At 39.5% G+C, this 23648-nt stretch carries 22 protein-coding genes; 1 reads left to right on the forward strand and 21 read right to left on the reverse strand.

Going from position 1 to position 23648, the window contains the following annotated elements; genetic code table 11:
* Positions 1 to 52: 52 nt before the first annotated feature.
* From AC07U8_RS13820 to AC07U8_RS13835, 4 genes are all read right to left on the reverse strand, one after another.
* Positions 53 to 679: a fimbrial protein gene (locus AC07U8_RS13820; RefSeq protein WP_494738080.1), complete on the reverse strand. Its 627-nt coding sequence runs from the start codon at positions 677 to 679 to the stop codon at positions 53 to 55.
* A gap of 90 nt (positions 680 to 769) precedes the next feature.
* A complete protein-coding gene (locus AC07U8_RS13825; RefSeq protein WP_494738081.1) occupies positions 770 to 1384 on the reverse strand; it encodes a fimbrial protein in 615 nt (204 codons plus the stop codon).
* A gap of 449 nt (positions 1385 to 1833) precedes the next feature.
* The gene (locus AC07U8_RS13830; protein WP_494738082.1) at positions 1834 to 2817 is read right to left on the reverse strand and encodes a FecR family protein; all 984 of its coding nucleotides are present in this window, start codon (positions 2815 to 2817) and stop codon (positions 1834 to 1836) included.
* Complete coding sequence (locus AC07U8_RS13835; RefSeq protein WP_494738083.1) at positions 2807 to 3355, reverse strand: sigma-70 family RNA polymerase sigma factor; 549 nt, start codon at positions 3353 to 3355, stop codon at positions 2807 to 2809. The genes AC07U8_RS13830 and AC07U8_RS13835 overlap by 11 nt, the downstream gene beginning before the upstream one ends.
* A gap of 169 nt (positions 3356 to 3524) precedes the next feature.
* On the opposite strand from AC07U8_RS13835, the gene AC07U8_RS13840 reads away from it, so the two are divergent.
* On the forward strand, positions 3525 to 4139 hold the full coding sequence (locus AC07U8_RS13840) for a biliverdin-producing heme oxygenase (protein ID WP_494738084.1): 615 nt from the start codon (positions 3525 to 3527) through the stop codon (positions 4137 to 4139).
* Positions 4140 to 4683: 544 nt separating this feature from the next.
* Here the strand turns inward: AC07U8_RS13840 and AC07U8_RS13845 are convergent.
* The 17 genes from AC07U8_RS13845 to AC07U8_RS13925 form a co-directional block, all read right to left on the reverse strand.
* Complete coding sequence (locus AC07U8_RS13845; RefSeq protein ID WP_494738085.1) at positions 4684 to 6072, reverse strand: MFS transporter; 1389 nt, start codon at positions 6070 to 6072, stop codon at positions 4684 to 4686.
* A gap of 257 nt (positions 6073 to 6329) precedes the next feature.
* A complete protein-coding gene (locus AC07U8_RS13850) occupies positions 6330 to 6947 on the reverse strand; it encodes a TetR/AcrR family transcriptional regulator (protein ID WP_494738086.1) in 618 nt (205 codons plus the stop codon).
* Between the two features lie 344 nt (positions 6948 to 7291).
* Complete coding sequence (locus AC07U8_RS13855; RefSeq protein ID WP_494738087.1) at positions 7292 to 9247, reverse strand: alkyl/aryl-sulfatase; 1956 nt, start codon at positions 9245 to 9247, stop codon at positions 7292 to 7294.
* A 221-nt stretch (positions 9248 to 9468) separates the two neighbouring features.
* A complete protein-coding gene (locus AC07U8_RS13860; protein WP_411171032.1) occupies positions 9469 to 10086 on the reverse strand; it encodes a TetR/AcrR family transcriptional regulator in 618 nt (205 codons plus the stop codon).
* Positions 10087 to 10187: 101 nt separating this feature from the next.
* Positions 10188 to 11561 carry a hypothetical protein gene (locus tag AC07U8_RS13865; protein ID WP_034618135.1) on the reverse strand — a complete coding sequence of 458 codons (1374 nt, stop codon included), beginning with the start codon at positions 11559 to 11561 and terminating at the stop codon, positions 10188 to 10190.
* Between the two features lie 638 nt (positions 11562 to 12199).
* The gene (locus AC07U8_RS13870; protein WP_494738088.1) at positions 12200 to 12811 is read right to left on the reverse strand and encodes a methyltransferase family protein; all 612 of its coding nucleotides are present in this window, start codon (positions 12809 to 12811) and stop codon (positions 12200 to 12202) included.
* Positions 12812 to 13024: 213 nt separating this feature from the next.
* Positions 13025 to 13438, reverse strand: a complete 414-nt coding sequence (locus AC07U8_RS13875; RefSeq protein WP_096734667.1) for a hypothetical protein — start codon at positions 13436 to 13438, stop codon at positions 13025 to 13027.
* 469 nt (positions 13439 to 13907) lie between these two features.
* A complete protein-coding gene (locus AC07U8_RS13880) occupies positions 13908 to 14294 on the reverse strand; it encodes a carboxymuconolactone decarboxylase family protein (protein WP_419263186.1) in 387 nt (128 codons plus the stop codon).
* Between the two features lie 21 nt (positions 14295 to 14315).
* Positions 14316 to 15776: an NAD-dependent succinate-semialdehyde dehydrogenase gene (locus AC07U8_RS13885; RefSeq protein WP_494738089.1), complete on the reverse strand. Its 1461-nt coding sequence runs from the start codon at positions 15774 to 15776 to the stop codon at positions 14316 to 14318.
* 73 nt (positions 15777 to 15849) lie between these two features.
* Complete coding sequence (locus tag AC07U8_RS13890; RefSeq protein WP_494738090.1) at positions 15850 to 16611, reverse strand: 2-keto-4-pentenoate hydratase; 762 nt, start codon at positions 16609 to 16611, stop codon at positions 15850 to 15852.
* Positions 16593 to 18206: a bifunctional 3-(3-hydroxy-phenyl)propionate/3-hydroxycinnamic acid hydroxylase gene (locus tag AC07U8_RS13895; RefSeq protein ID WP_494738091.1), complete on the reverse strand. Its 1614-nt coding sequence runs from the start codon at positions 18204 to 18206 to the stop codon at positions 16593 to 16595. The genes AC07U8_RS13890 and AC07U8_RS13895 overlap by 19 nt, the downstream gene beginning before the upstream one ends.
* Before the next feature lie 34 nt (positions 18207 to 18240).
* Entirely contained in the window at positions 18241 to 19077 is an 837-nt protein-coding gene (locus AC07U8_RS13900) for an alpha/beta fold hydrolase (RefSeq protein ID WP_494738092.1), read from the reverse strand.
* Positions 19078 to 19135: 58 nt separating this feature from the next.
* Positions 19136 to 19738 carry an amino acid synthesis family protein gene (locus AC07U8_RS13905; protein ID WP_151803052.1) on the reverse strand — a complete coding sequence of 201 codons (603 nt, stop codon included), beginning with the start codon at positions 19736 to 19738 and terminating at the stop codon, positions 19136 to 19138.
* 11 nt (positions 19739 to 19749) lie between these two features.
* Entirely contained in the window at positions 19750 to 20202 is a 453-nt protein-coding gene (locus tag AC07U8_RS13910; protein ID WP_151803051.1) for a VOC family protein, read from the reverse strand.
* Between the two features lie 12 nt (positions 20203 to 20214).
* The gene (locus tag AC07U8_RS13915; RefSeq protein WP_494738093.1) at positions 20215 to 21252 is read right to left on the reverse strand and encodes a WD40/YVTN/BNR-like repeat-containing protein; all 1038 of its coding nucleotides are present in this window, start codon (positions 21250 to 21252) and stop codon (positions 20215 to 20217) included.
* A 12-nt stretch (positions 21253 to 21264) separates the two neighbouring features.
* Positions 21265 to 22059, reverse strand: a complete 795-nt coding sequence (locus AC07U8_RS13920; RefSeq protein WP_494738094.1) for an SDR family NAD(P)-dependent oxidoreductase — start codon at positions 22057 to 22059, stop codon at positions 21265 to 21267.
* Positions 22060 to 22151: 92 nt separating this feature from the next.
* Positions 22152 to 23639 carry an aldehyde dehydrogenase family protein gene (locus tag AC07U8_RS13925; protein ID WP_494738095.1) on the reverse strand — a complete coding sequence of 496 codons (1488 nt, stop codon included), beginning with the start codon at positions 23637 to 23639 and terminating at the stop codon, positions 22152 to 22154.
* Positions 23640 to 23648: the final 9 nt, after the last annotated feature.

Here is a 23648-nt window from a genome sequence, read left to right on the forward strand (position 1 = left end):
TTGCTCAATCATCAGTTAACCTATGTTTCTCTACAAAAACCAACACAAAAATTTAATTATAGTGGATGGTATAATTAACTTTTGCCGTGTAATTCTGAGCATCGACAATCCCTGTCTTCGAATAAACTGATACCAGATACAGTACGGATATATTACCACCGGCACTATTACGGATGGAACTTTTCGCCTGAGTTCCCCAAGGTGCAGAAAAATCTACGGGTTTACTTCCGTCCACTCCCGCACCTACAATATCAAAACCATCAGTTAAAAATAGTATAAAAACAGGATTTTTCGCAGAAGCACCACTGGCTTGATTCACTAATAAGGTCTTATCGGTTGCATCCAAGTGATCTGGTGATGCACTGAGATGGATCCCTTTAAAGGCTTTAGTTGTTGCTGCATCACAAGGAGCTGTACCCGAAGCATTTTTTAAAAAAAGACTCATACCCACGGCTATTGGTGGAACTGCAGGAGTAAACTTTGACTTAGGCCCTGTGGGCAAAGTAACTGTTATATCCTTCAAGCCAGTAGAAAAACCACCACCACCAATAGCTTGTAAAGTACAAGTCTGATCAGTGATAACCCCATTAACCGTAATAGTTCCATCTAGCGCAAATACGTTGGTAGACGCCAAAGTTAAAGCTAAAGTGCTCAATGTTGCTAAAGTTAGTTTCTTCATTGAATTACCCCTTTATAAAATTTTAATTATTTTTAACTTGCTCAATCATCATTAAATCTATGCCTCACCCATTAAGCCAACACACAAAAGTTAATTATAGTGCATGGTATAATTGACAGTTACCGTGTAATTTTGAGCATCTACAATTCCTGTCTTAGAAAACTTTCCTACACTATAATGTAGGTACGTTAAATTATTGACTGTATCTCTATAAACGTCACTTCTTAACTGAGTTCCCCAAGGCGCAGAAAAATCTACTATCCCATTAGAGCTAAACATTCGAAGGAAAACAGGATTTATACTAGAAGCACCACCTGCACCAGTGGCTTTGTTGACCAATAAAGTCTTATCACTGTCATCTAGGTCAGTTGCTGGTGAAGTTACACTGAGATGTATCCCTTTAAAAGCTTGAGTTGTTGCTGCATCACAAGGACCTGTAGCTGTAGCATTTTCTAAATGCAGATAAAAGTGTTCGTTCCATACTAATTGATTTGGAGTAAACCTTGATTTAGGCACAGGAATCAAACGAACGGTTATGTCTTTAAAACCACTTACTGCACTACCCACCGAAGGATAAACTTTTAATGTACACGTTCCATCCGTCACAGCGCCATTAACTGTAATGGTGCCATCTAGCGCAAATACACTTGTGCTTGCCAAAGTGAAAGCCAAAGTACTCAATGTCGCTAAAGTTAGTTTCTGCATTGAATTACCCCTTTATAAATTTTGTATCAAAAACATGCGATAAATATAATCTTATTCACATTATAGGAAAAAATTCCAATATAAATAAATGCAACTAAATATGGGTAAACTATGTTTATGATTATTTTAAGCCTATGCTGATTTAAAAAATTTAGCCACTCAATATCTATTTTTATTTTAAATTTAAGTTAATTTAAAATAAAACCTTATGCTGACAAAAATATATCTACACCACAATAGTTTCTAAGTTGACTTTTTATCATACGAACACATTACATAAAATCATGTATAAATTTTATTATTTAAATTCAATACTATAAATAAATTAAATGGTAAATTTCAAGTCATTATTTTAGTTTTAAACAGTATTTCCAACATATAAAAATGTGACTAAACATAAATAAATCGAATTTAATAAGATATTAAACCCAACCAAAATAACATTTATGTCATTTTGAAGTAATATAAATCACATTTTCACCAAGCTTGGTTATTTTAATCGGATATTGAGCTACCAGTAATCGTAGCGTTTGATCTAAATCCTGCTTCGCATTAATCACACCGCTGACTTTATAATCTTTTAAGCTCGAATAATTAAATATTAAATATTGATGATGATAACGCCCTAAGTTAGTCAGTAAATCAGCCAAAGGAAGTTGATCTGCCAATATCTGATGTTTGTCCCAAGCAAACTCGGTAGATGCAATATCCAACTCAGAAATCGGGCTTAAACCAAGTGAATCAGCGCTAATTTTTTCACCTTGCTTGACCACTTTTACTTGAGAATTTTTAGCCAATGAATGGGTTTCAACTTTTGAATGCAACATATTTAACACACTGCTGTTGGCGTACTGATAAACAATAAATCGTGTACCAAGCGCTTTAAAATCCGCTTGGGCTGTATGAACAATTAGAGGGCGTTGTGGGTCTTTGGCAACATCAATATAAATGTCCCCTTGGACTAAATTGATTTGTCTTTTTTCAGCGGTAAAATCGAGTTTAATGGCAGATTTTGCAGCTAAAGTCACTTTGGAACCATCCTCCAAGGTGATTGAATGCATTTGCCCAACCTCAGTTTTATAATCAGCCATGTAGTAAGACATCATTGTTGAATTCGCAGTGAAATAAACAACACCACCGATACTCACACAAAACAGCAAGACTTTGCTAAACAATTGTAAAATATGTTTTTTACTCTGCTGGCTGACTTTCATTGAGTTGCGAACGTTTTGGCTGGATATACCATGCGTTGTTGAAAACTGTTGCATCGTTTCAGAAAAATTAAGCATTTGATCAAGTTGATCATGATGTTCAGGATACTTGCTTCGCCATGCTTCAAACTCAATTTGGGCTTGTTGGCGCTCATGCAAATCATCGGTATTTAAACGAACAATCCATAAAGCCATTTCTTTCCGTAGCTGTTTAGCGTTCATCTAGCCCTAGCTCAAGCAAATTGTTTTTCGCCTCATAGCATAACTGTAAACATTCGGCTAAATAGAGCTGTGTCGTGCGTAATGATTTACCAATCTCAGTGGCAATTTCACTCTGACTATAGCCTTCAAAGTAATACATGATAAATGCTTTTCGAGTCAGCGCCGTCGTATTCTGTAAAGCGATAGTCAGAAAATCTAAAATAACTACAGCCTCTTCAATTTGATTTGAACTGATTAAAAGATCTTGATCATCTGCATGCTGTTTGAGTGTTTCTAAATAATTCTGCTCTAAAATATAGCGACGATGCTTATCAATCAGCACATGTTTTGCCACATTGACCAGATATGCACGCGGTTCCTGAATTGAAAAAAGCTGTTTGCTTTGCAGCAATTTAACAAACGTATCTTGAACCAGATCTGCGGCAGTAAAAGGATATCTGACACGCGAGTTGAGCCATTGTTTCAGCCAATCATGGTGATCCAAATACATCTCTTGCAGTATTTGTTGCCGCGACGGTGTGGGGAGAATTGGAATCATAGAATTAAATTAAAATTTATAAACAATAATAATTATCGTTTACATTTTGTGATTTGTAAATGCTATTCCTAAAGAACTTTTTTGTAGGCGCTGTTGCGGTTTTTATCCAGTTCATTCGTCATCTCTCATATAACCCATTTTTTCATAGACTTTTTTATAAGAGAATTACATGAATCAAGCACTGATCACTGAACCCAATGCCAATGCGCAACAAGAACTCAATTTAGCCATGCGCCTCAAATTACAGACCGCAGATGAGCATGAAAGAATGCACGCGCTAATGGCAAAGGCAGACGTATTTTCTAGTGTAGAAAAATACGCCTTATTCACCCTGTCTCAGTATTATTTTCAATTGGAAATCGAACATTTATTTCAACAGGATCAAGTGGCTTTACATATTACCGACCTTGATATTCGTGGTCGTTCTGCACAAGCACTGTTAGATCTACAGGATTTAGGTATTCACCCCCAAGGTCAAACTTTAGAAAGTTTAAATGTGACTTTCCCTGCTGCTTTAGGCTGGATTTACGTTTCAGAAGGGTCAACTTTAGGCGCGGCATTTTTATTTAAACAAGCGCAGCAACGTTTAGGCTTAAGTGCTGAAAATGGTGCGCGCAATTTGGCAGCTTATCCTGAAGGTCGAGCAAAGGTTTGGAAACGATTTGTTCAAGCTTTAGATCAAGCCGAACTCAGCCCTAGCCAGAAAGATGAAGTTATTCAAGGTGCACTGGATGCATTTAATTATTTTGGCAATGCCTTAATCAATTTAGAGCAGCTTAAGTAATTCTATTGCAGATAAGTTACTTCATCTGATGGTGAAGGCTTGCACAGCCACTTATTACAGTGAAAAGTTTTAATTCATTTGTGTAAGGAATAGACCTTTCATAAAGCAAAATATGATCATATGGCGTAAATCATTTTGCTATTGAAAGTCCCTTCTCCCACTGGGAGAAGGCTAGGATGAGGGGCTTTTATGTTGATTTATAATCTTAAAAAAGGGCTGATGAAAGAAGTCTAATGCCTCACTTTTGTAATGTCTTAATAAGGTTGTTGAGTATAGCGATTCATCATCTAACTATATGCTCATCGCATTCCATAAAATCAATTGATCTTCTATAAATCAAAAAATGATTATATGGCGTAAATCATATTGCTATTGAAAGTCCCTTCTCCCGCTGGGAGAAGGCTAGGATGAGGGGCTTTTATGTTGATTTATAGTCTTAAAAAGGACTGATGAAACAAGAGAACTGAGTCAATCTGTGCTCTTGTTTTATTTGGCTCTATTCGAGTCAGTGCGGTTGCACCATGCAAAGTGACAGTGAGAAAATTTAAATTGAGGCTTGTTTTTGGCTATACAGCATAAACAAAATAGACAGTAGAAAGAGTCCGCCCATCAACATGACTGTAGTATGGAAAGCCAGCAGTTCAGCAGATTGTAAGCTATTGCCCTGCTGTTGAGATAAAGTCGTCACAAAGGTCATCGCTGTACCTAATACTGCAATCCCAATTGTCATTCCCAATTGACGTAGTGTATTTAAAATGGCTGCGGCAAAGTTTGCATCTTGCACTTGTACACTGCCCATGATCAATGTACTTGAACCCGGCACGATCAATCCCATTCCTATGCCCATAAGCCCACTACAAAAGATAAATAGTGCAAAAGATGAATCGGTTTGAAAACTCATCATCGCCAACAAGGCTGTACCTGCAATTGCCAAGCCCAGCGTTAACAGACTTGCCACAGTAAAGCGTTGGTGTAGTTTAGAAAAAGCGATGGAAACAAATGCTTGCGTTAAAAATTGTGGTGCAATCAACCAGCCCGCCTGTGCTGCAGTTAACTCAATCTGATTTTGATAAAACAAGGCAAAGATAAATAAAGAACTATATCCTGCAAACCCCAAAATAAAAGAAATCGCGTTATAGGCTAAAAAGCGTTTATTTTTAAATAAATGATTGGGAATCAATGGATGGGTAGCATGTTTTTGTTGCCATACAAACGCCATACTTGCCATGATAAATAAGAAAATACTCAGCATAAACCAATGCGCTAAATGCACATGTTGTAATGCGATAATGCTATACGTTAATGTGACAATCGCTACAGCACTGTAGAGCAAACCTAAATAATCAAACGGTACAGGCACCGATTTCTGATCGGCCTCAATACCATAATAACCCAAGTAAATCGTTAGAATCCCAACTGGAAGATTGAGCCAGAAAATACTTTGCCAACCAAAATGATGTACCAGCAACCCACCCATCAATGGACCGACAATTAATGAAAACGCACTAAACGAACTCCAACGACCGATTTCACGTGCTTTGTCTTGCGGTTGATGAAAATGATGCACCATGATCGCCAATGCCAAAGGGATTAAAACTGCACCAGCCACCCCCTGAATCATTCGTCCAATAATCAATAAACTAAAATTGCTTGCCATTGCACAAATCAATGAACCCACAATAAAAATGATCACACCTAGCAACCATAATTTTTTACGCCCTATACGCTGGCTTAATGCCCCCACCGCTAACATTAAACTCGATAGACTTAAAGCATAGCTATCAATCACCCACTGTAGATCTGCCATGTCGCTATCAAATTCATTTTGAATGCTTCCAAGTGCAAGATTGACACTGCTTAAATCCACCAAACACAGAAAGGTACTGATATAGAGCGCTAAAATAAGATAAATCGGCTGGCGAGATGCATTCATACATCACCTAGATCTTTTAAATGAGAATCATTATATTATACATTGACCGACGGTCGGTCAATGTATAAAACCTACTCAAAACCCAAACCTTTCATTTTTTATAGACAGTCTTGAAAGCGCTTTTAAAGATCACTACTGATCACAACTTAAGCAGAATAGTTCGCTTTAAAATGCATCGTTTAGGGTTCTAATTAAAACTGATAATAAAAGAATATCAGACGAGAAGCGATTTATACGATTCAAGATAATGCTGAAAGTCAGCCTTCATGATGGAGCATTTTTAAATATTGCAGCGCAATTTGCTGAGAAAAATCTGTGCTATCGTGCAGTTGATTGGCAATTGCTTCATCTGCAACCCCATGCACACCAGAATAAATCAATAAAGCAGTCAATCTTGGCTGTTCTAAATGCCAAATACCCGCCTGCTGCCCCCCATTTAAGATTTGCAGCAATTGTTCCAATATCATATTTTTTTCATTATTTTTACGTTCATGGTGATGTGCACCAAAAACAATATCATGTATAGAATAACTTTCGAGGTAGGTTTGTATATTGGCAGAGACCCAAACCTTAAATTGACTGACCCAATCTTCAGCATCACATGTTGCAACTGCCCTATCTAAAGCCGCGATAAAAAAATCGATATAACGTTTTTTTAAGGCTTCAACAATATGCTGTTTCGATTCAAAATAATGATAAAAGGTCCCTTTAGCAACGCCCACACTGGCAATAATTTCACTAATCGTGGTAGCTTCCACACCTTTTTCTAAGAAAAGCGTTTGTGCAGCATTCATCAGCTCATCAATTCGGACTTCTGCTGGCTTGGTTTGCCTTTTTGTCACCTGAGTAGAAGCGACTTGAGATTGTGATGACATACTTCTCTATTTTCTACACACAAGAATTTAATTATAGAGGAGCCCTAGCTAATTCACAATTCAAGCCAATACGAGTCACTGATTACATCAATGTAGCTATAAGCATAGCGCAATATAAAATCCCCCTCATACTAAAATCGTCCACCCATACTAGCTTTATCTCAAAACGAGAAGGAATTTTTAATACCAATATGATTCACTGCACATCATCATTTTTGATTGATGAAACAAGAGCTTTTATTGAGATACTGATATAAAAAATGAGAGAACTTTGTCTATAAGTCCTCCCATTTTATTCAGCTCTATTGATTCAAGCCTAAACATTTAAGCTTCGTCATTTTCCCCTAACCATTTGGTCGAGTCACAATTGGGAAAATTGAATCTGGACGTTTAAACATTGCAAAGAATTTTCCAATTTTCAATGGATTACCTTTGACTTTACTGTCTTTAGAAAGCAGGACTTTTACCCCTTCTATTTGACCTGTAATCATTTTTAGATATAAGGGCTTGGTTACGGTTAATGTTGGGCAATCCGATGCCAAACCATTACTGTCATCATGACGTTTAAACTGCATGACTGAATTTTCTATCCATAATGAAAAATTCTCTTGGGTATCCGACAAAATCAGATTGATACACTGGTTTTCATTTTTTAAATTTTCCACATCTAAATTTGTCGCCATGGCTTCAAGAAATCTTTCAGTTGGTGTGTGAATCAATAAATCACTTGGATCAGATGTATTTTGTAGGGGTACATTATTTTGTAGCTCTTGAGCACCCACCAAAAAGAAATTACGCCAAGTCGAAGCCTCAGCAGCATAGCCCAATTGACGATACGTATTTGCCAATAAGTCTTTTGTTTGCTGGTTTTGAGGGTTATTCAACACAATATGTTTTAAAATCTCGGCCGCCCATCTATAGTCAGCTTGAGCATAAGCATCCTGCGCATTTTTCAATGCATTATTCTCCCCGCCTGCCAACTCAATATATTTTTTTGCAACAGCTTTAGGCGGTAATGGATCTAAATTGGAAGGATGAGCATCAAACCATCCCATATAGTATTGGTATACCGCTTTTACATTATGTTTAAGGGTTCCATAATAGCCATGCGCATATAGTTTTTGGTCAAGTGCCGCTGGAAGCTGAATTTTCTCGGCAATTTCAGCACCATTAAAACCAGAGTTCATATATCTCACCGTCTGATCATGCGTAAACTTATAAACATCTCGCTGGGTTTTAATAAAATCTTGAATATTGTCATTGCCCCAGACAGGCCAATGATGCTGTGCAATCAATACATCGGATGCTTTAGCATGCTGCATTGCTTGGTCTAAATAGCCCACCCATTTTAAGGCATCACGGACTTTAGCACCGCGGAGGGTATAAAGATTATGCATGGTATGCGAAAGAATTTCTGCGCCATTATAAAGTTTCAGTGATGGAATAGAGAATGTTAACTCTGCAGGCGCTTCTGATCCCGGCACGTTATAGAACACAAAATCCAAACCATCAATGCTCATTTTCTGTTCTGCTTGGGTGATCAGTTGTGTAGGCTCAAGGATGCCCATTTTCCCCACAGCAACAGCCTTACCTAAACCTGTATCCACCAATCCTTCCGCATTCTTTGGTAGAAAAGTTCCATACATATAAGTCGCACGACGTATCATGGCTGAACCTGCCATCACATTTTCACTGGTCGCTTCTTCCATAAAGCCTTGCGGCGCAATAATTGGAATTTTTCTAGCGTTAATTTCTTCTGTTGAAAGAACGCCTAGAGCCCCACCAAAATGATCGATATGGCTATGGGTAAAGATAATGGCTGAAATTTTTTGCTCACCTAAATGCTGTCTAGCAAATTTAAGTGCTGCTTCAGCCGTTTCTTTGGAGGTTAATGTATCCACAATAATCCAGCCAGTATCACCCTGAATAATGGTCATATTTGCCAAATCAAAACCACGAATTTGCCAAACTCGATCTGTCACTTTAAATAGACCAACATTATTGTTGAGCTTTGCTTGTCGCCATAGCGCAGGATTAACAGTATTTGGTGCTGGATCATTTAAAAAATTAAACGCATCAAAATCCCAGATCACATTGCCTTTTTCACTTTTAATTTGACCTGTTGGCTTGGCAATAAAGCCTTTTTGCGCATAATTAAACTCTGTCATATCGTCTAAATTATATTTGGTTTTATACGCATTATTTGATTCAATGACCGCTTTTTCGACTTGTCCATTTGCTGCAAAAACAGAAAATGGCAAAATAAACATCAATGAGACCGTTAAAAATTTAATTTTCATTGTCGTTCCTTCTTCAAAATATCCATAATTTTTGATTTTCTGATCTGTACTGTTCTTTTCATTCGGCATCTAATACGATGACTTAATCTCGCTATAAAAATCCTTTTTCCTCCATAAGTTCATTCATGATCGTTAATTAATTCATGATCGTCTTTAGCTCACATCATTTTTGACTTACATCGTTTTTAGTAGCAACATTTTTAATCAATGATCAGTTTAGACTAATCATAACGTTGATTTACCTTAAAACGGATTCCACCTTCAATATAGTCTTTTAAATATTTACCCAATAGCTTGTGATCTTTCACTTTGGTTGGCCAAAAATGCTCAAGACCAATATCACTGACCACATTGAGAATGGTATTGAAGGTAAACAGTACTTTTAATGCAATCGCATCAGGCTCAGCATCGGGCAAAGCCAGTTGTAATAAGTCGACCGCTTTATCTGAAATCGGTACTAGCGTTTTTACAACAATGATCCGCCCTTCATCTCCAGCACTAATGGTTTTAGAAAAGAACTTTAAATAATGTATGCCATTTTCCTGTAAAAGAATCTTCACCATCGGTTTCATCAAGGCATCGACCACATCAGACACTTGTACCTGTTCAGGTTGAATTGCATTTAATAGCGCTAGACTGTCTTTGACATAGGGTGTCATGACATGATCTAGTGCAGCTTCAACCAATCCCCATTTCGATTTGAAGTGGTAATATAAAGCTGATTTGTTGGCTACTTTTGCAGTTTCATTGATTTTCTGTACAGACAAAGTTTCGATATTGTTCTGAGAAAACAGAACAATCGCTGCCTCGATAAGCTTTTCTTTGGTTTGATTACTCATCACATTCCATAGAGAAAATAAAAAGAGAGGTCTCTTTTATATCAAAAATGATAAAAAATAAACCAATCCTGAATCAGATTGGCTTATTTTTAACGGATGAATTACGAACAACCTTTGGCTTCAAATTCCTCTTTAGATGTATAGTTAAGCTCTGGTAAATAATCACCCATCACTGTTTTTTCATCTCCCCAAACTTTCGTGTTCTGGATCGCTTGATTAAAGCTTGAATACGGTAATAAATTTCTCATAATCAAGAAACCGACATCATTATGCCCTTTCTCCACAGCATCTGGACCAGTATAACCATCACCACGCGGGCTTAAAGGCAAATAAGAAATTCCACATTCATCTGTAGCATTCTTTGGACGATCTTCGGGTAATGACACAACAAGGGTATAAAAACCATTTTTGTCTTTATGCTTCATTTGCTCGTCATAAATACAGAAGTTGGTTGCTGTCGAAATCAGCTCATTGGTACAAATCGACCAATAACGAATATCGCCTTTGGCTAAAGTGGTCTCGTTACCAGAGGTTGCCGCGATTTGTGGCAATTTGCCTTTTATCACGACCACCTTACCAAGTTTGCGGCTAATCACAGAGAAGGTATATTCGTTATCTGGCGTAGCCCACTGGTTTAGCTTACGTTCAGTTTTAAATCCTTCACACTGCTCTAAGTTATATTTATAAATACAACTAATATTCGCAGGTCCGTTATATGCGGTATACCATGTTGGCTTCAATTGTGCAGGGAAACCTACATAAGGTTGTTTATTGTATAAACTTAAAATGACGCTCAAAGGTGTTTGTACATTATCCAAAGCTTTTTCTTTGACTTTAAGGACTGTACAGACTTCTGGACCTGTTTTGATTTCACCATTGGCTAACTGTACTTTATAGCGTGGGAAATTGACGCCGCCTTTCTCATTAAAGCCTTTATTCGGCACATAAACACGATAGATTAACGCCACTTCATTGCTGTCTGTTTTAGGCGCATATAAGGTATTTTCTTTAGGCGATGCAGGTAGATCACCTAACACCAACTCAGCTTTAAATCCTCTTTCTTTATTTAAGCGGTTATTACCCACAATGAAGGGATTGGTCACACCTTGATTGGGTTTAATATTGACATCTACCAGAGAATTAACACGCTCTCCTTTGGCTGTATAGCTAACCAGAGAGGTGTGACGAGCGTAAGGATAATCACCATCGATGAAAACTTTTGCACCTTCTGGCACTGTAAATTCACTCGACCAGTAATTTACATTGGAGTCTGGAAGCGCATAATTCATTGGATTGGCACCACCTGTTCCATCCTTACTCGAAACAGCATTTTGCCACATACAATCCGTCAGTTCTGCTTTAGGCGGTTGAGTTACACGTTCTGAATCATCATTGTCGTTACAAGCACTTAAAGTGATTGAACCCATAACCGTCGTCAGCAGTATCCCTACTTTTAATTTATTCATCTTTTCCATAACTTATGTTTCCTATGTACCATGTCCTTCAATCCTAGAACCATGGCTGCTTCATTTTAATTTTAATTGATCACTTCAATGGACTGGCTTTTAATCCACTTAGATTAAATATAATAATCCACTTAGATTAATTTTCAAGCGGTTTTTTTCTGATCGATTCAAAAAGTGCTTTTTGACATGGATCAACAGCATTTCCTGTTGGTGTTTAAAGCGATTAAAAATGAGGAGAACCTAACAGCTACGATCTTTTAATTCTTCATCCATTGTTTAGACAGATGAAGGAAAACCCTTGATAAATTGATTAAAAATATCGGCTCTCTTGAATTCTTCATTTTAAAAGAAAAATAAAATAGGGAAAAATGGCGAGAAAGTTTCTTTAAATTAAAAAAGAATAAAAATATATTCGATCTTTTTCATGAATCACAAAATGATCATCTGGAGTAAATCATATGGGTATTGAAAGTCCCTTCTCCCGTTGGGAGAAGGCTAGGATGAGGGAATTTTATGTGAATTTATGCATATTCAGTTTAAAAATCATCCATCCAATATATTCACCATAGCGTACCCAATAACATGATTTTTACTGGATACTCTAAGTATAAACTGCCCTCAATTCAGGTTAATAAAATAAAATCGGATTAAAATATATTAAAATAAATAGGAAAAACCCCTAACAAGCGAAGCTCTTCAAACAGTTGTACAAACGCAGCAACCCAGAAAAACCAGATCACCTGTGTGAGGAACAACCTAAAATGTTTGGATGACACTTGGCAATATTGCGGTTCAGAATAGTTTTTAAAACTCGGCCAAAAGCGTGGTGTGGTTTGAGTATAATTCAAATACAATTGATCAAATTTTTTCCTCAAAAAACGCTCTTCTTGACGTATGACAAAGTAATAATAAACTAAAAACAACATGCTAAAAGCCACAGGAAAGAACAAGGTTTCGGTTAAAAACATAATCCCTAGCGCAGCTAAAAAACTAAAAAGATAGAGTGGATTTCGACAGATGGAATACGGACCATCCATAACTAACTTCGCGTTTTTATGGCCTAAAATATAGATACTGCACCATATCCGCCCCATCGCACCAATTCCCACTAAAAACCAACCGAGCAACCATAAAAGATGCTCAACCAGTGGGAAAGTGTCGTGCCATAGACCAAAACTACAGGCAATAATAAATGCCAATACAAAACCAATAACCCTTGAACCCATAGTCCTTATTCTGGAAGAAAATATAATGCTCATACTATTTTCTCCCACAATAAATTGAATGCTTATTTTCTTCTAAATAAAGTTCTAAGTGGTTGCGCATTAGAATTAAATAATGCGAAACACTTATTTTAAAAACAGAGTTTAAAGATAATAATTTCACAAAATAACATATATATTTTTTTTGACTAAACATTTAAATACTCCTCAGCATATACGAAAAATATAAAATAGTGGGAGCTGTTTTAGCTAGCCACCGTATAGCTGCTTGAATTTAGGAGGAGGAGATAAATTATTTAATTCAGGGGATTGATATAAATTCAACCATCTGTATCTCTGAAAAGTCAGAAGATTAAAAAATGGGTTGAATGTATTTTCAAATTTACGCTCAATTTTTAAATCAGCAAAGTTCGATATGAAATTACATTTATCATTTAAACAAATATTTTGACAAAACTGATTTATTTCATTGTTATATCTTATTTTTTCAATATTTCTTTCAACATCACTCATGGCTATAAGTAATTCTTTATCATTGATATTTTGTTTTATATGGGTTTGCGTTGAAATTTCATTAAGACATAAAGATTCAACAACATACCAGACATTCTGAAATGTAAATTGAAACACCAATAGCCAAACAAAAAACAGCTTCTTTCCCATTACAATTTTCTGTAAACAATATTCATAATATTTAAAAACTCAACCAAGTAAGTTACTGCTCTACAAAGATAAAATAGATTTCAATACATTAGTTTAAAATAATATTAAGGTGATTCAGTATCTGTATAAATTTTCACAATTCCACTCTTTTTAAAATTAATGATTAATTTTATATAATAGTTTTTTAAATTTACAATTACATTTACACAAAAAAGAAACAAGATATTGGTAAATGTTCGATAAAAGCATTTTTATTACAAAATTGTCATTAATTAAATGTTTGATTAGAACGCTTTTATAAATCAAAAAACAATCATATGGAGTGATTCATAGTCGTATTGAAAGTTCCTTCTCCCGCTGGGAGAAGACTAGGATGAGGGGAATTTTATGTTGATTTATGGTTTAAAAAAAGACTTCTGAAAGATGCCTATAGATCAAAACAAATTAGATTATCGATCTAAAATAAACACTAACCATTTTCTCGTTCATATTCTGCAATCGCTTCTTTGGCAATACGGAAGCTATCTACACCAGCAGGCACACCACAGTAAATTGTGACTTGCAATAGGACTTCTCGAATTTTGTCTTTTGGGACGCCATTACGTAACGCACCTTTCACATGTAGTTTCAGCTCATTTGGGCGGTTAAGTGCAGAAATCATAGCGAGATTAATCAGACTTCGTTCAGGTTTCGTCAGCCCTTCTCGCCCCCAAACCGCACCCCAACAATACTCAGTAGCTAACTCTAATAATGGCAAGTTAAAATCATCAGCATTGTTCATAGAATGATTGACATATTCTTCGCCAAGTACTTGTTTACGGATCGCCAGTCCTTTTTCAAATGTTTCATTACTCATTTGCTTAATCCTCACAATTAATTATTTGCTTAATCCAGCGAACAACACATATTTAATTTCCAAATAATCTTCTATTCCATATTTGGAGCCTTCGCGTCCCAATCCAGATTGCTTTATCCCACCAAACGGCGCCACTTCGTTGGATAATATTCCAGTATTCAGTGCCACCATGCCGTACGCTAAAGCATCAGATACACGCATTGCCCTACCTAAATCCTGAGTATAAAAATAAGATGCCAAACCGAACTCAGTATCATTGGCATAGGCGATAACCTCTTCCTCTGTTTCAAACTTAAATACAGGCGCTAATGGACCAAAGGTTTCTTCTTTGGCAACTTGCATTTCAGCCCTAACATCTTTGACAATGGTCGGTTCAAAGAACAGTGCCCCGCATGGATGAGGTTTTCCTCCCAACACAATCTGGGCACCTTTACTTACTGCATCGTCAATATGTTCTGTCACTTTGCGAATCGCTGCAGCATCAATGACCGGTCCAAAATCTACCCCAGCCTGCATACCATTACCGACCTTGAACTGTTTTACCGCCGCAACTAATTTTTCGATAAATACATCATAGACCGCTGATTGCACATAAATTCGATTGGCACAGACACAGGTCTGCCCTGCATTACGAAATTTACTTGCAATCGCACCTGTTACAGCCGCATCAAGATCTGCATCATTAAATACAATAAATGGAGCATTGCCACCCAGCTCCATCGACACTTTTTTTACTGTTGATGCACATTGCGCAATCAACTTTTTACCCACCTCAGTTGAACCGGTAAAACTAAACTTTTGCACACGTTCGTCTGTAGTCAGTACCTCACCGATTTCGCTAGAGCTTCCAGTGATAACATTGAATACCCCTGCTGGAATACCTGCGCGTTGTGCCAACTCAGCAATGGCAAAGGCAGATAATGGCGTTTGCGAGGCTGGACGGACAATTATGGTACAACCTGCCGCTAAGGCCGGTGCAACTTTACGGGTAATCATGGCATTGGGGAAATTCCATGGGGTAATTGCGGCACAGACCCCGATGGGTTGTTTGTTGACTAAAATTTTCTGATCCGTAGCATTTGACGGAATAATGTCGCCATAAATCCGTTTGGCTTCTTCTGCAAACCATTCAATATAAGCGGCACCATATGCAATTTCGCCCTTGGCTTCAGCAAAAGGTTTTCCTTGTTCCAAGGTTAAAATATAGGCCAGATCATCTTGATGCTGCATGATTAAATCAAACCATTGACGTAATATCTGACTGCGTTGTTTGGCAGTTTTTTTACGCCATAACGGTAAAGCCTGTTCAGCCGCTGTAATAGCATCCAAGGCTTCCTGCTGCCCCATTTTCGGTACGGTGCAAATAATTTCACCTGTAGCAGGATTGATCACATTAAGAGTTTGTTTCGTATCAGCATCTCGCCACTGACCATTGATCAATGCTTGTGATTTTAATAAACCCACATCGTTCAGTTGTGCCATTTTATTATTTTCCTATTTTTAAATTTTTTGCCAAACACCCAACTTTTTACATCGTCAACAATACTTTCCCGATTTAAATCACTTGCAACGAAAGCTTTTGCCCAAGCACTGAAAAATCATATTGCCCTATGTTTAAATCCATCGGACGAATGATGGAACCTGTTAAAATCACATCACCTGCGTTTAAACTTTTAGCCTGTTGCAAGAGGGTCCGAACCAACCAAAGATAGTTGCGGATTGGGTGATCTTCAGGTTGTGTGGTCACGATGATGTCTAGGTTGGTATGTTCAATAAGCGGGTGAATATCTAAATCAGCTATAGCGACCTCTATTTCATCACCCAGTATGTAAAACTGTGCCGCAGCATTGTCTGCCAAGAATTGAGCGAGATTAAATTGCCAGTTTTGCCAGCGCGTATCTGCGATTTCAATTGCTGGGCGTATTTGCCCAACTTTCGCCAACAACTCAGCATCAGTTAAATCCGTACTGCTAATGGCCTGTTTTAAAATAAACGCCAATTCAACTTCTAATTTCGGCTGGTACAGATTTGCCAGCGCTATACAACTTTCATTTTCCAATTGCATATCTGAGCAAAGATGACCATAAACAGGATGTTGCAAAGCATATTTGGCTTGAGCAGGCGCACCCGAAAGAGCCACTTTCCAACCTGAAACTGTAGTGTCAGTTTCCTGACAATAGTGTTGGATCATTTGAGCCTGACTAAGATAAGCCTGATCGGTTTCAAGAGATTCAAACTCATTGGCATCCAATACATGTCGCACAATACGCGCATCTAGTAAGCGATGTTGTAACTCGGTTAATTGATCAACTGACATGCCAATTTCTCCAGAGTTTCTTCAAGCTTTTCCAAAGCACAGGTGGCTGCAATAAAGCGGTCAGGACGTACAATCACTACTTCATCACGGGCAAAATCAAACCAGTCTTCTAGTTTACGTTCCACATCTTCTACACAGATCACCTGCTCAGAAGCATGTAAAGGTTGCTTACGATTTAAACCACTTTTAGCGCGATTAATCTGAATAAAACGCGTCTCACGACTTTGCCAAAATTGTCGCGTCTGCTCAGATAAATGTTTCAGTGGATCTTTTCGGAATGCAATCACGGCATACCATTGACCCAGAATCTCATCAAATTTCAGCTTAATGGCTTGAGCATCTTCGACATAGGGTTGAATAAATATTTTCCCAACCACATCGGTTTCTTTGATGTGCGGACGTGGATGATAGACCAAACCTTTATGAATAAAGGGTTTCGGTTTAAATTTAAATTCAACTAGATGGCTGCGTAAAGCATCGACATTGTTAAAAGCCTGAAATAACCAATCACGCACCCCTGCCATAAGTGGATTGGTCAAACCCAAAACCATGCCCATATTGTCTGCCAAGGCAACTAATTCTGTCGCATGAGTACGGCGCTCATCATCATAACTGGTGATGATTTTTTCCGAGGCGTAGTTTTTTAAGACCGCAGCCAATTTCCATGCGATGTTCCCTACATCTCGAATGCCTGAATTTAAGCCTTGCCCTGCCCAAGGTGGCGTAATATGTGCCGCATCTCCAATCAAGATAATTCGCCCTTGAATAAATCGGTTGGCAACCCGTGAATTATGGGTATAGGCACGAATTCGAATAATTTCCAGTTCATCTACAGCATCACCAATATGATTACGGATCAGTTGTCGAATGTTGTCTTCCTTACACATGCTTTCTTCGTCTTCACCATCAAACAGCATAAATTCCCAACGACGCTGCTGATAAGGCAAATATATACACACAAATGGACGGTTAGGATCGGCATGTAAGGCGGTATATGGTGCATCCAGAGAATCATGTGCAGCATCCACCACAATCCATTTATGTGGATGAGTTAAACCCTCAAGCTGAATCCCAGCTTTTTTACGCACACAGGAACGGCCACCATCTGCACCAATCACATATTTGGCTGAGATTTGGTAAATTTCACCATCGCTGTCTTTAACGTTGACCGTTGCCGATTCTTCGGTTTGGGAAACATCGAGCATTTCATGCCCAGAACGTAATTCGACCTGTGTATAGGGTTGCAACATTTCCCGCATGGATTTTTCTAAAAGCTGCTGCATAAAGATATTGCGCATCGGCCAACCATAATCAGCAACTGACGGTTTTACTTCAGCAAAACAAATTCCACGAGCATTGTAATAACGCAATGGCACATTTTGGATCATGTCTTTTACAACTTCATCAGCCACGCCTATAGTTTGCAAGACACGTAAGGCCTCATCATCCATGCCCACTGCACGAGGGTACGGTAAAATATCTGGACTCATTTCAAGCACAATGCTTTGAATTCCATACATTCCCATATAATGCGCCAGCGCAATTCCATTTGGCCCCCCACCAACAATAACAACCTGTGTGTGTTCCTGCTTCATCCCTATTGCTCCCTTGCTTTGACTTCCTACACCGCTAAGCAAACTGTTTTAAAAAATCCTGTACGGTCTGATTAAATTGCTCAGTTTGATCATCATGGACATAATGTGATGCCCCTGCAATTTCCACTGTTTTTACCAGTTTGTTGTTTTCCTTAATTTTTTCGAGTATCTCAGTGGTTAAGAAATCTGACAAGCCGCCCTTGATAAATAGCGTAGGACAAGTCAAACTTTTAACCGCAGGCCACAGGTCGATCGATGGAAAACTCAAACGTGCCTTGGCAATCCCTTCCTGATCATGGCGCCAATGAATCAGGCCATCTTTTTCCACTAAGGTATGTTGCAAACGTGACTGAATCCCCTGCTGATCGATCAATGGGCGTAGCTTTTGCCAAAATACTGTGGCCTCATCCCATGAAGCAAAAGATAATGGAGTAGTCTGCATTTCATGTCGAATCCGCGCTGCACCATCGCCTTGTATCGAGGAGCCTGGACCAATATCCTCAACAATCAATGCCTCAACCTGCTCAGGATGCAAACGGGTAAATTCAAGTGCATTCGTTCCACCTAATGAATGACCCAATAAGATGATTTGATCCACCTTTAATTCAGCAATCAAATCTTCAAGATCATGTACATAATATTCAGTTTGGTAGCTTGAATATTCCGCCCAATCACTTTGTCCACGTCCCCGCTGATCCAGTGCCACCACATAAAAATGCTCCGCAAGCAGTGGTGCAAGCAGGTGCCATGTTGCGGCGTAGGAACGCAATCCATGCAGCATGATTAAGACAGGCTGCTCAGGTTCGCCCCAAGTTAAATAATGCAGACCAAGTCCACTGCGGTTTTTAAAAAAATGGCTTCCTATTCGCATAATCTCATGTCCTTATATGTATGCGCGATGCCTAAGATTGAGCTGCGTTATCGCTGGCTTAATTCAGACCATCTTCACCTTTAATTTCAGAGGCTTTTAAGCCACCTAAGCGGGCATGTAAGCGTCCACGAGTCGCAAAAGCCCAAATCACGATAATTTCATCGTTATTGGGTGCATCATTAAAAGATAAAGAAAATGTGTCATAGTGCGAACGTACATAAAGCGCATCTTTATGTGCTAAAGGAACATCAATAATGGTTCCTGCAACACCGCGCTTACCTGTCGATGGCACCCACGATTTTCCACCACCAATGGCCTCACGTACTGGGTTGGCCGCAGGATTGGTTAAAAATGCATTGCCATGTTCATATTCGCTATTCATCCCGACCAAAATGGCTTTGCCATAACTTTCAATGGCGCGACCTTGTGCCAAAGCCTGTATACGGCGACCAAATTCACGACCCAGTTCGGGTGATTTTTCAATCAGTGCATTGAGGTCTTGCTGAAACTTGCCTGCAAATGGATTATGGATCGCAACAGCAACCGCATATTTATAAACCGGTTCACCATCTGCCAATATACCGCTTTCATTTGCCAGTGTTTCTTCTACAAAGCTGTACCATTTACGAATATGATATTGTTCAAAATTTGCTTTTTTCATATCAGAACCCTTTAAAAAATAGGTTTAATTTCAATCGGATTACTTGGAGCGCCTGCATCATGGAAGGCTTTAATCGCTTCGGCATCGTCATGAATGGTTTCTAAAAAGAACTCTAAACGATTGCCATCTGGGTCATTGAAATATAGGCCATTGCCTACGGTATGGTCTGTGGTTTTGACCACTTCCACGCCTTTTTGGATCAGCATGCCATGTAATTTCTGCAGGGTTTCAAATGTTCCCTCTATTTCCAAACCGTAGTGCTGCAAGCCGAGTCCACCTTGCTGTGCATCAGGCGCCGCCTTGATCAAGGCAATGTCATGATGCTTTACACCAAAACTCATCATGATCCATGCTGGACCACGCGCATGCTCAACCATCCCTAAGACATCGGCATACCATTGCGCTGATGCTTCAGGATCTCTGACAAAGAGTGAAAGATGCGTCCGTAATACTTTTATTTTCATCTTTAGCTCGCATTATTTTTCGATCACAGATTGATGTAGCGCCTTGATCTCAGTATTTGCAGGGGTCCATAACACATCTGCAATTTCACTAAATTCACGCCAATGTTTAATCCAGCTATTACCGCCATTTTCACTGGTAAATAGATGACCATACTTTGTGCCAGCAACCATCTGCGCTGGATTGTTAAAGTTTTGCTGAATCGCCCAGATACATGAGTTGGGTTGTTGCGGTAAAGGCAAGACTTCCCATGTAGCTGCTGCATCTTTAGAAACCAGGATCTTACTGGTGGTTCCCGGTGTCCCGTCCGAAATACTGATATACACAGAACTTTGACTGTGATGATGCGCTGACATTGCACGCACGTAATACAAACCAAAAGTTTCTTTGGCAATAATTCCTGTCCATGTCTGTCCGTCATCAAAACTGCGATACACCGCATTGACACAGACCACCACCACTACTTTTTGACCGTGATTTGGCAACACTGCAATCGCATGCACGTCAGAATTAAAATCCCAAAGCAAACGATCATCTAGTCGTTGCCAAGTATCACCACCATCTTGTGAATGAAAGAGCCCACCTTCTTCTAAACCAAACCAAATTTTATTGGCATCGGTTGGATCATAAGCAAAAGCCAGTAAGCGTGGACGACTGACCCCTGCACAAAATTCTGGAATTTCAACAGGCGCAGCATCCCAAGTCTGACCACCATCTAAACTACGCCAAAGCACAGCACGTGAAGGCGCTCCTGTTCCAGCAAAAATTCTTTGTCGGTTTTGCGGATCAACAGCAACTTTCCAAACGGTTTGACCTTTAAATGGCGTATCCATTTGCTGCCATGTCCCACCACAATCATGGCTGACACATAAGCCAATATCTGTGCCTATATAGATGGTGTTGGCTTGCTCAGGATCCTGTGATAAAGCGCGGGTAATCGCATCAAACTCTAGATCTTGCCCGACACCCAAACGATGCCATAACTTGCCATCATCCCCACTACGGATCACGGCTTGCCCAACGGTCGCCACTAATAATGTTCCATTTGACATAATGCCTGCTCCTTAGATAAAGATGCCACGGGTCAAACCACCATCAATCCCAATCGACTCACCTGTGATTGCACCCGCTTTCGGTGAAGCAAGGAAACCAATCAAGTAGCCCATTTCAATAGGCGCAAGTGTCCTGCGAATTGGGGTGCTGTCGATATAGCCCTGACGAACTTGCTCAGGTGTTTTGTTCTGTTTAACCCCTTCACGTTCATAAAGCTCTTGAATATGCGGTGTATCGACAACCCCAGGATGAATCAGATTTACCGTGATACCCGATGGACCAAGTTGGTCGGATAAGGTCTTGGTCAAATGGGCAATCGCGAGATTACGCATCCCTGACATGACCTTACTGCCGCGACCTGTTAAGCCACCAATATTGATGACCCGACCAAAACCAGCCTTTTTCATATAGGGTGTAACGGCTTTGATACAACGGAAATAGCCAATAACTTTGGTGTCTAAATCACCCAATAACTCATGATCTTCTGCATGTTCAATATCATTACGTACCACACCAGACGGGGCTGCTGCACCATTGACCAAAATATCAATTCGTCCAAAATGCTGCATGGCCTGATCAACCATAAACTGCACCGCTTTCATATCCGTGGTATCACAAAATAATGGCAACACCTCATTACCCGTTTCAGTTGCAATCTCTTTGGCAGCTTCATTTAGATAACTCATACGGCGCGCGCAGATCACGACTTTACAGCCTTCTTGCGATAAAAGACGGGCTACATCTTTACCAATTCCCATCCCGCCACCAGTAACGATTGCAACTCGATCTTTTAATTCTAAATCCATTTTTTAGTCCTTTTTTGAGTCAAAAATCCCCCATTCCCACGTTGAGTGGGAAAGTGACGCCCTTTTTCAAGGGAGTTTCACAGGGACCTTAATTAATACAAATTCACGCAAACATTTTTGGTTTCAGTATAAGCTTCGATCACATCATGGCTCATTTCACGTCCCCAACCTGATTGTTTATAACCACCAAATGGAGAAACAGGGTCCACCACGTTATAGCAATTTACCCATACGGATCCTGCTTCTAACTTGGCCGCAATCTGATGCGCCTGAGATAAATCCTGTGTCCAAATTCCAGCAGCTAAACCGTAAATTGAATTATTGGCACGCTCTATCAACTCATCCGTATCTGACCAACTCATCACCGTTAATACAGGGCCAAATATTTCCTCTTTGGCAATACAGGCTTTTTCTTCACGATCAAGGAAAATGGTTGGCTCAACAAAATAGCCTTGATCAAAACCAGCTGGACGTTGACCACCTGTCAGTAATTCAGCACCTTCCGCTAATGCCTGCTGAATATAACGATTGACTGTCGCATATTGGCGTTCAGATACCAGTGGCCCCATGGTTGAGCTTTCATCTAGACCATTGGCAATCTTCATGCCCTGCGCCTGTTTGCATAAACCATCCAACACTTCATCCAGCACTTTTTCATGCACATACAAACGGGAACCTGCGGTGCACACCTGTCCTTGGTTATAAAAAATGGCTTGCACTGCGCCAGGAATCGCTTTACTCAAATCTGCATCAGCTAAAATAATATTGGGTGACTTACCGCCTAACTCTAAAGTAACACGTTTCATATTCGAGGTTGCTTGTTGGGCAATGGCTTTACCCACCACTGTTGAACCGGTAAATGCTACTTTATTGACTTGCATATGGGCACTCAGCGGTTCACCAACATCACGCCCTGTACCTGTGACCAGATTGACCACCCCTGCTGGGAAACCCGCTTCTTCAAACAGTTGCATCAAGCGCACAGCGATTAATGGTGTTTGTTCAGCAGGTTTTAAAATGGCGGTACACCCCACCGCCATTGCAGGTGCGAGTTTCCAGATACACATGGTCAGTGGAAAATTCCATGGCACAATCAAAGCACAAACACCCACAGGGTCACGCAAGGTATAGTTTAAAAACGCACCTTGGGGCGCACCTGAAACTGGCACTTGTCGACCTTCAACCTTGGTCGCAAAACCCGCAAAATAACGTAAAATATGCGCTGCACCACCGCATTCATGACGTGAATACAATAACGGCTTACCATTATCCAGCGTTAAAATCTGGGCCAACTCTTCAGTGTGTTTTTCCACTAAATCTGCCAATTGATACAACAATCTGGCACGTGTTGCTGGGATCTCATAACGCCAGGTTTTAAACGCTTGATTGGCAGCATCGACTGCCAAATCAACATCCGCTGCAGCGCCTTTTGCCACTTGAGCAATCACCTCTTGCGTTGCTGGATTTTCAACATCAAAGGTCTGTTTACTGACTGAGTCCGTCCATTGGCCGCCAATAAATAATTGTTGTGGTTTCGCTAAAAAACGATGCACTTCTGGAAAAATCACATTTATAGCCATGGGATACAC

The sequence above is a fragment of the Acinetobacter sp. GW821-FHT01E09 genome, from assembly GCF_059422385.1.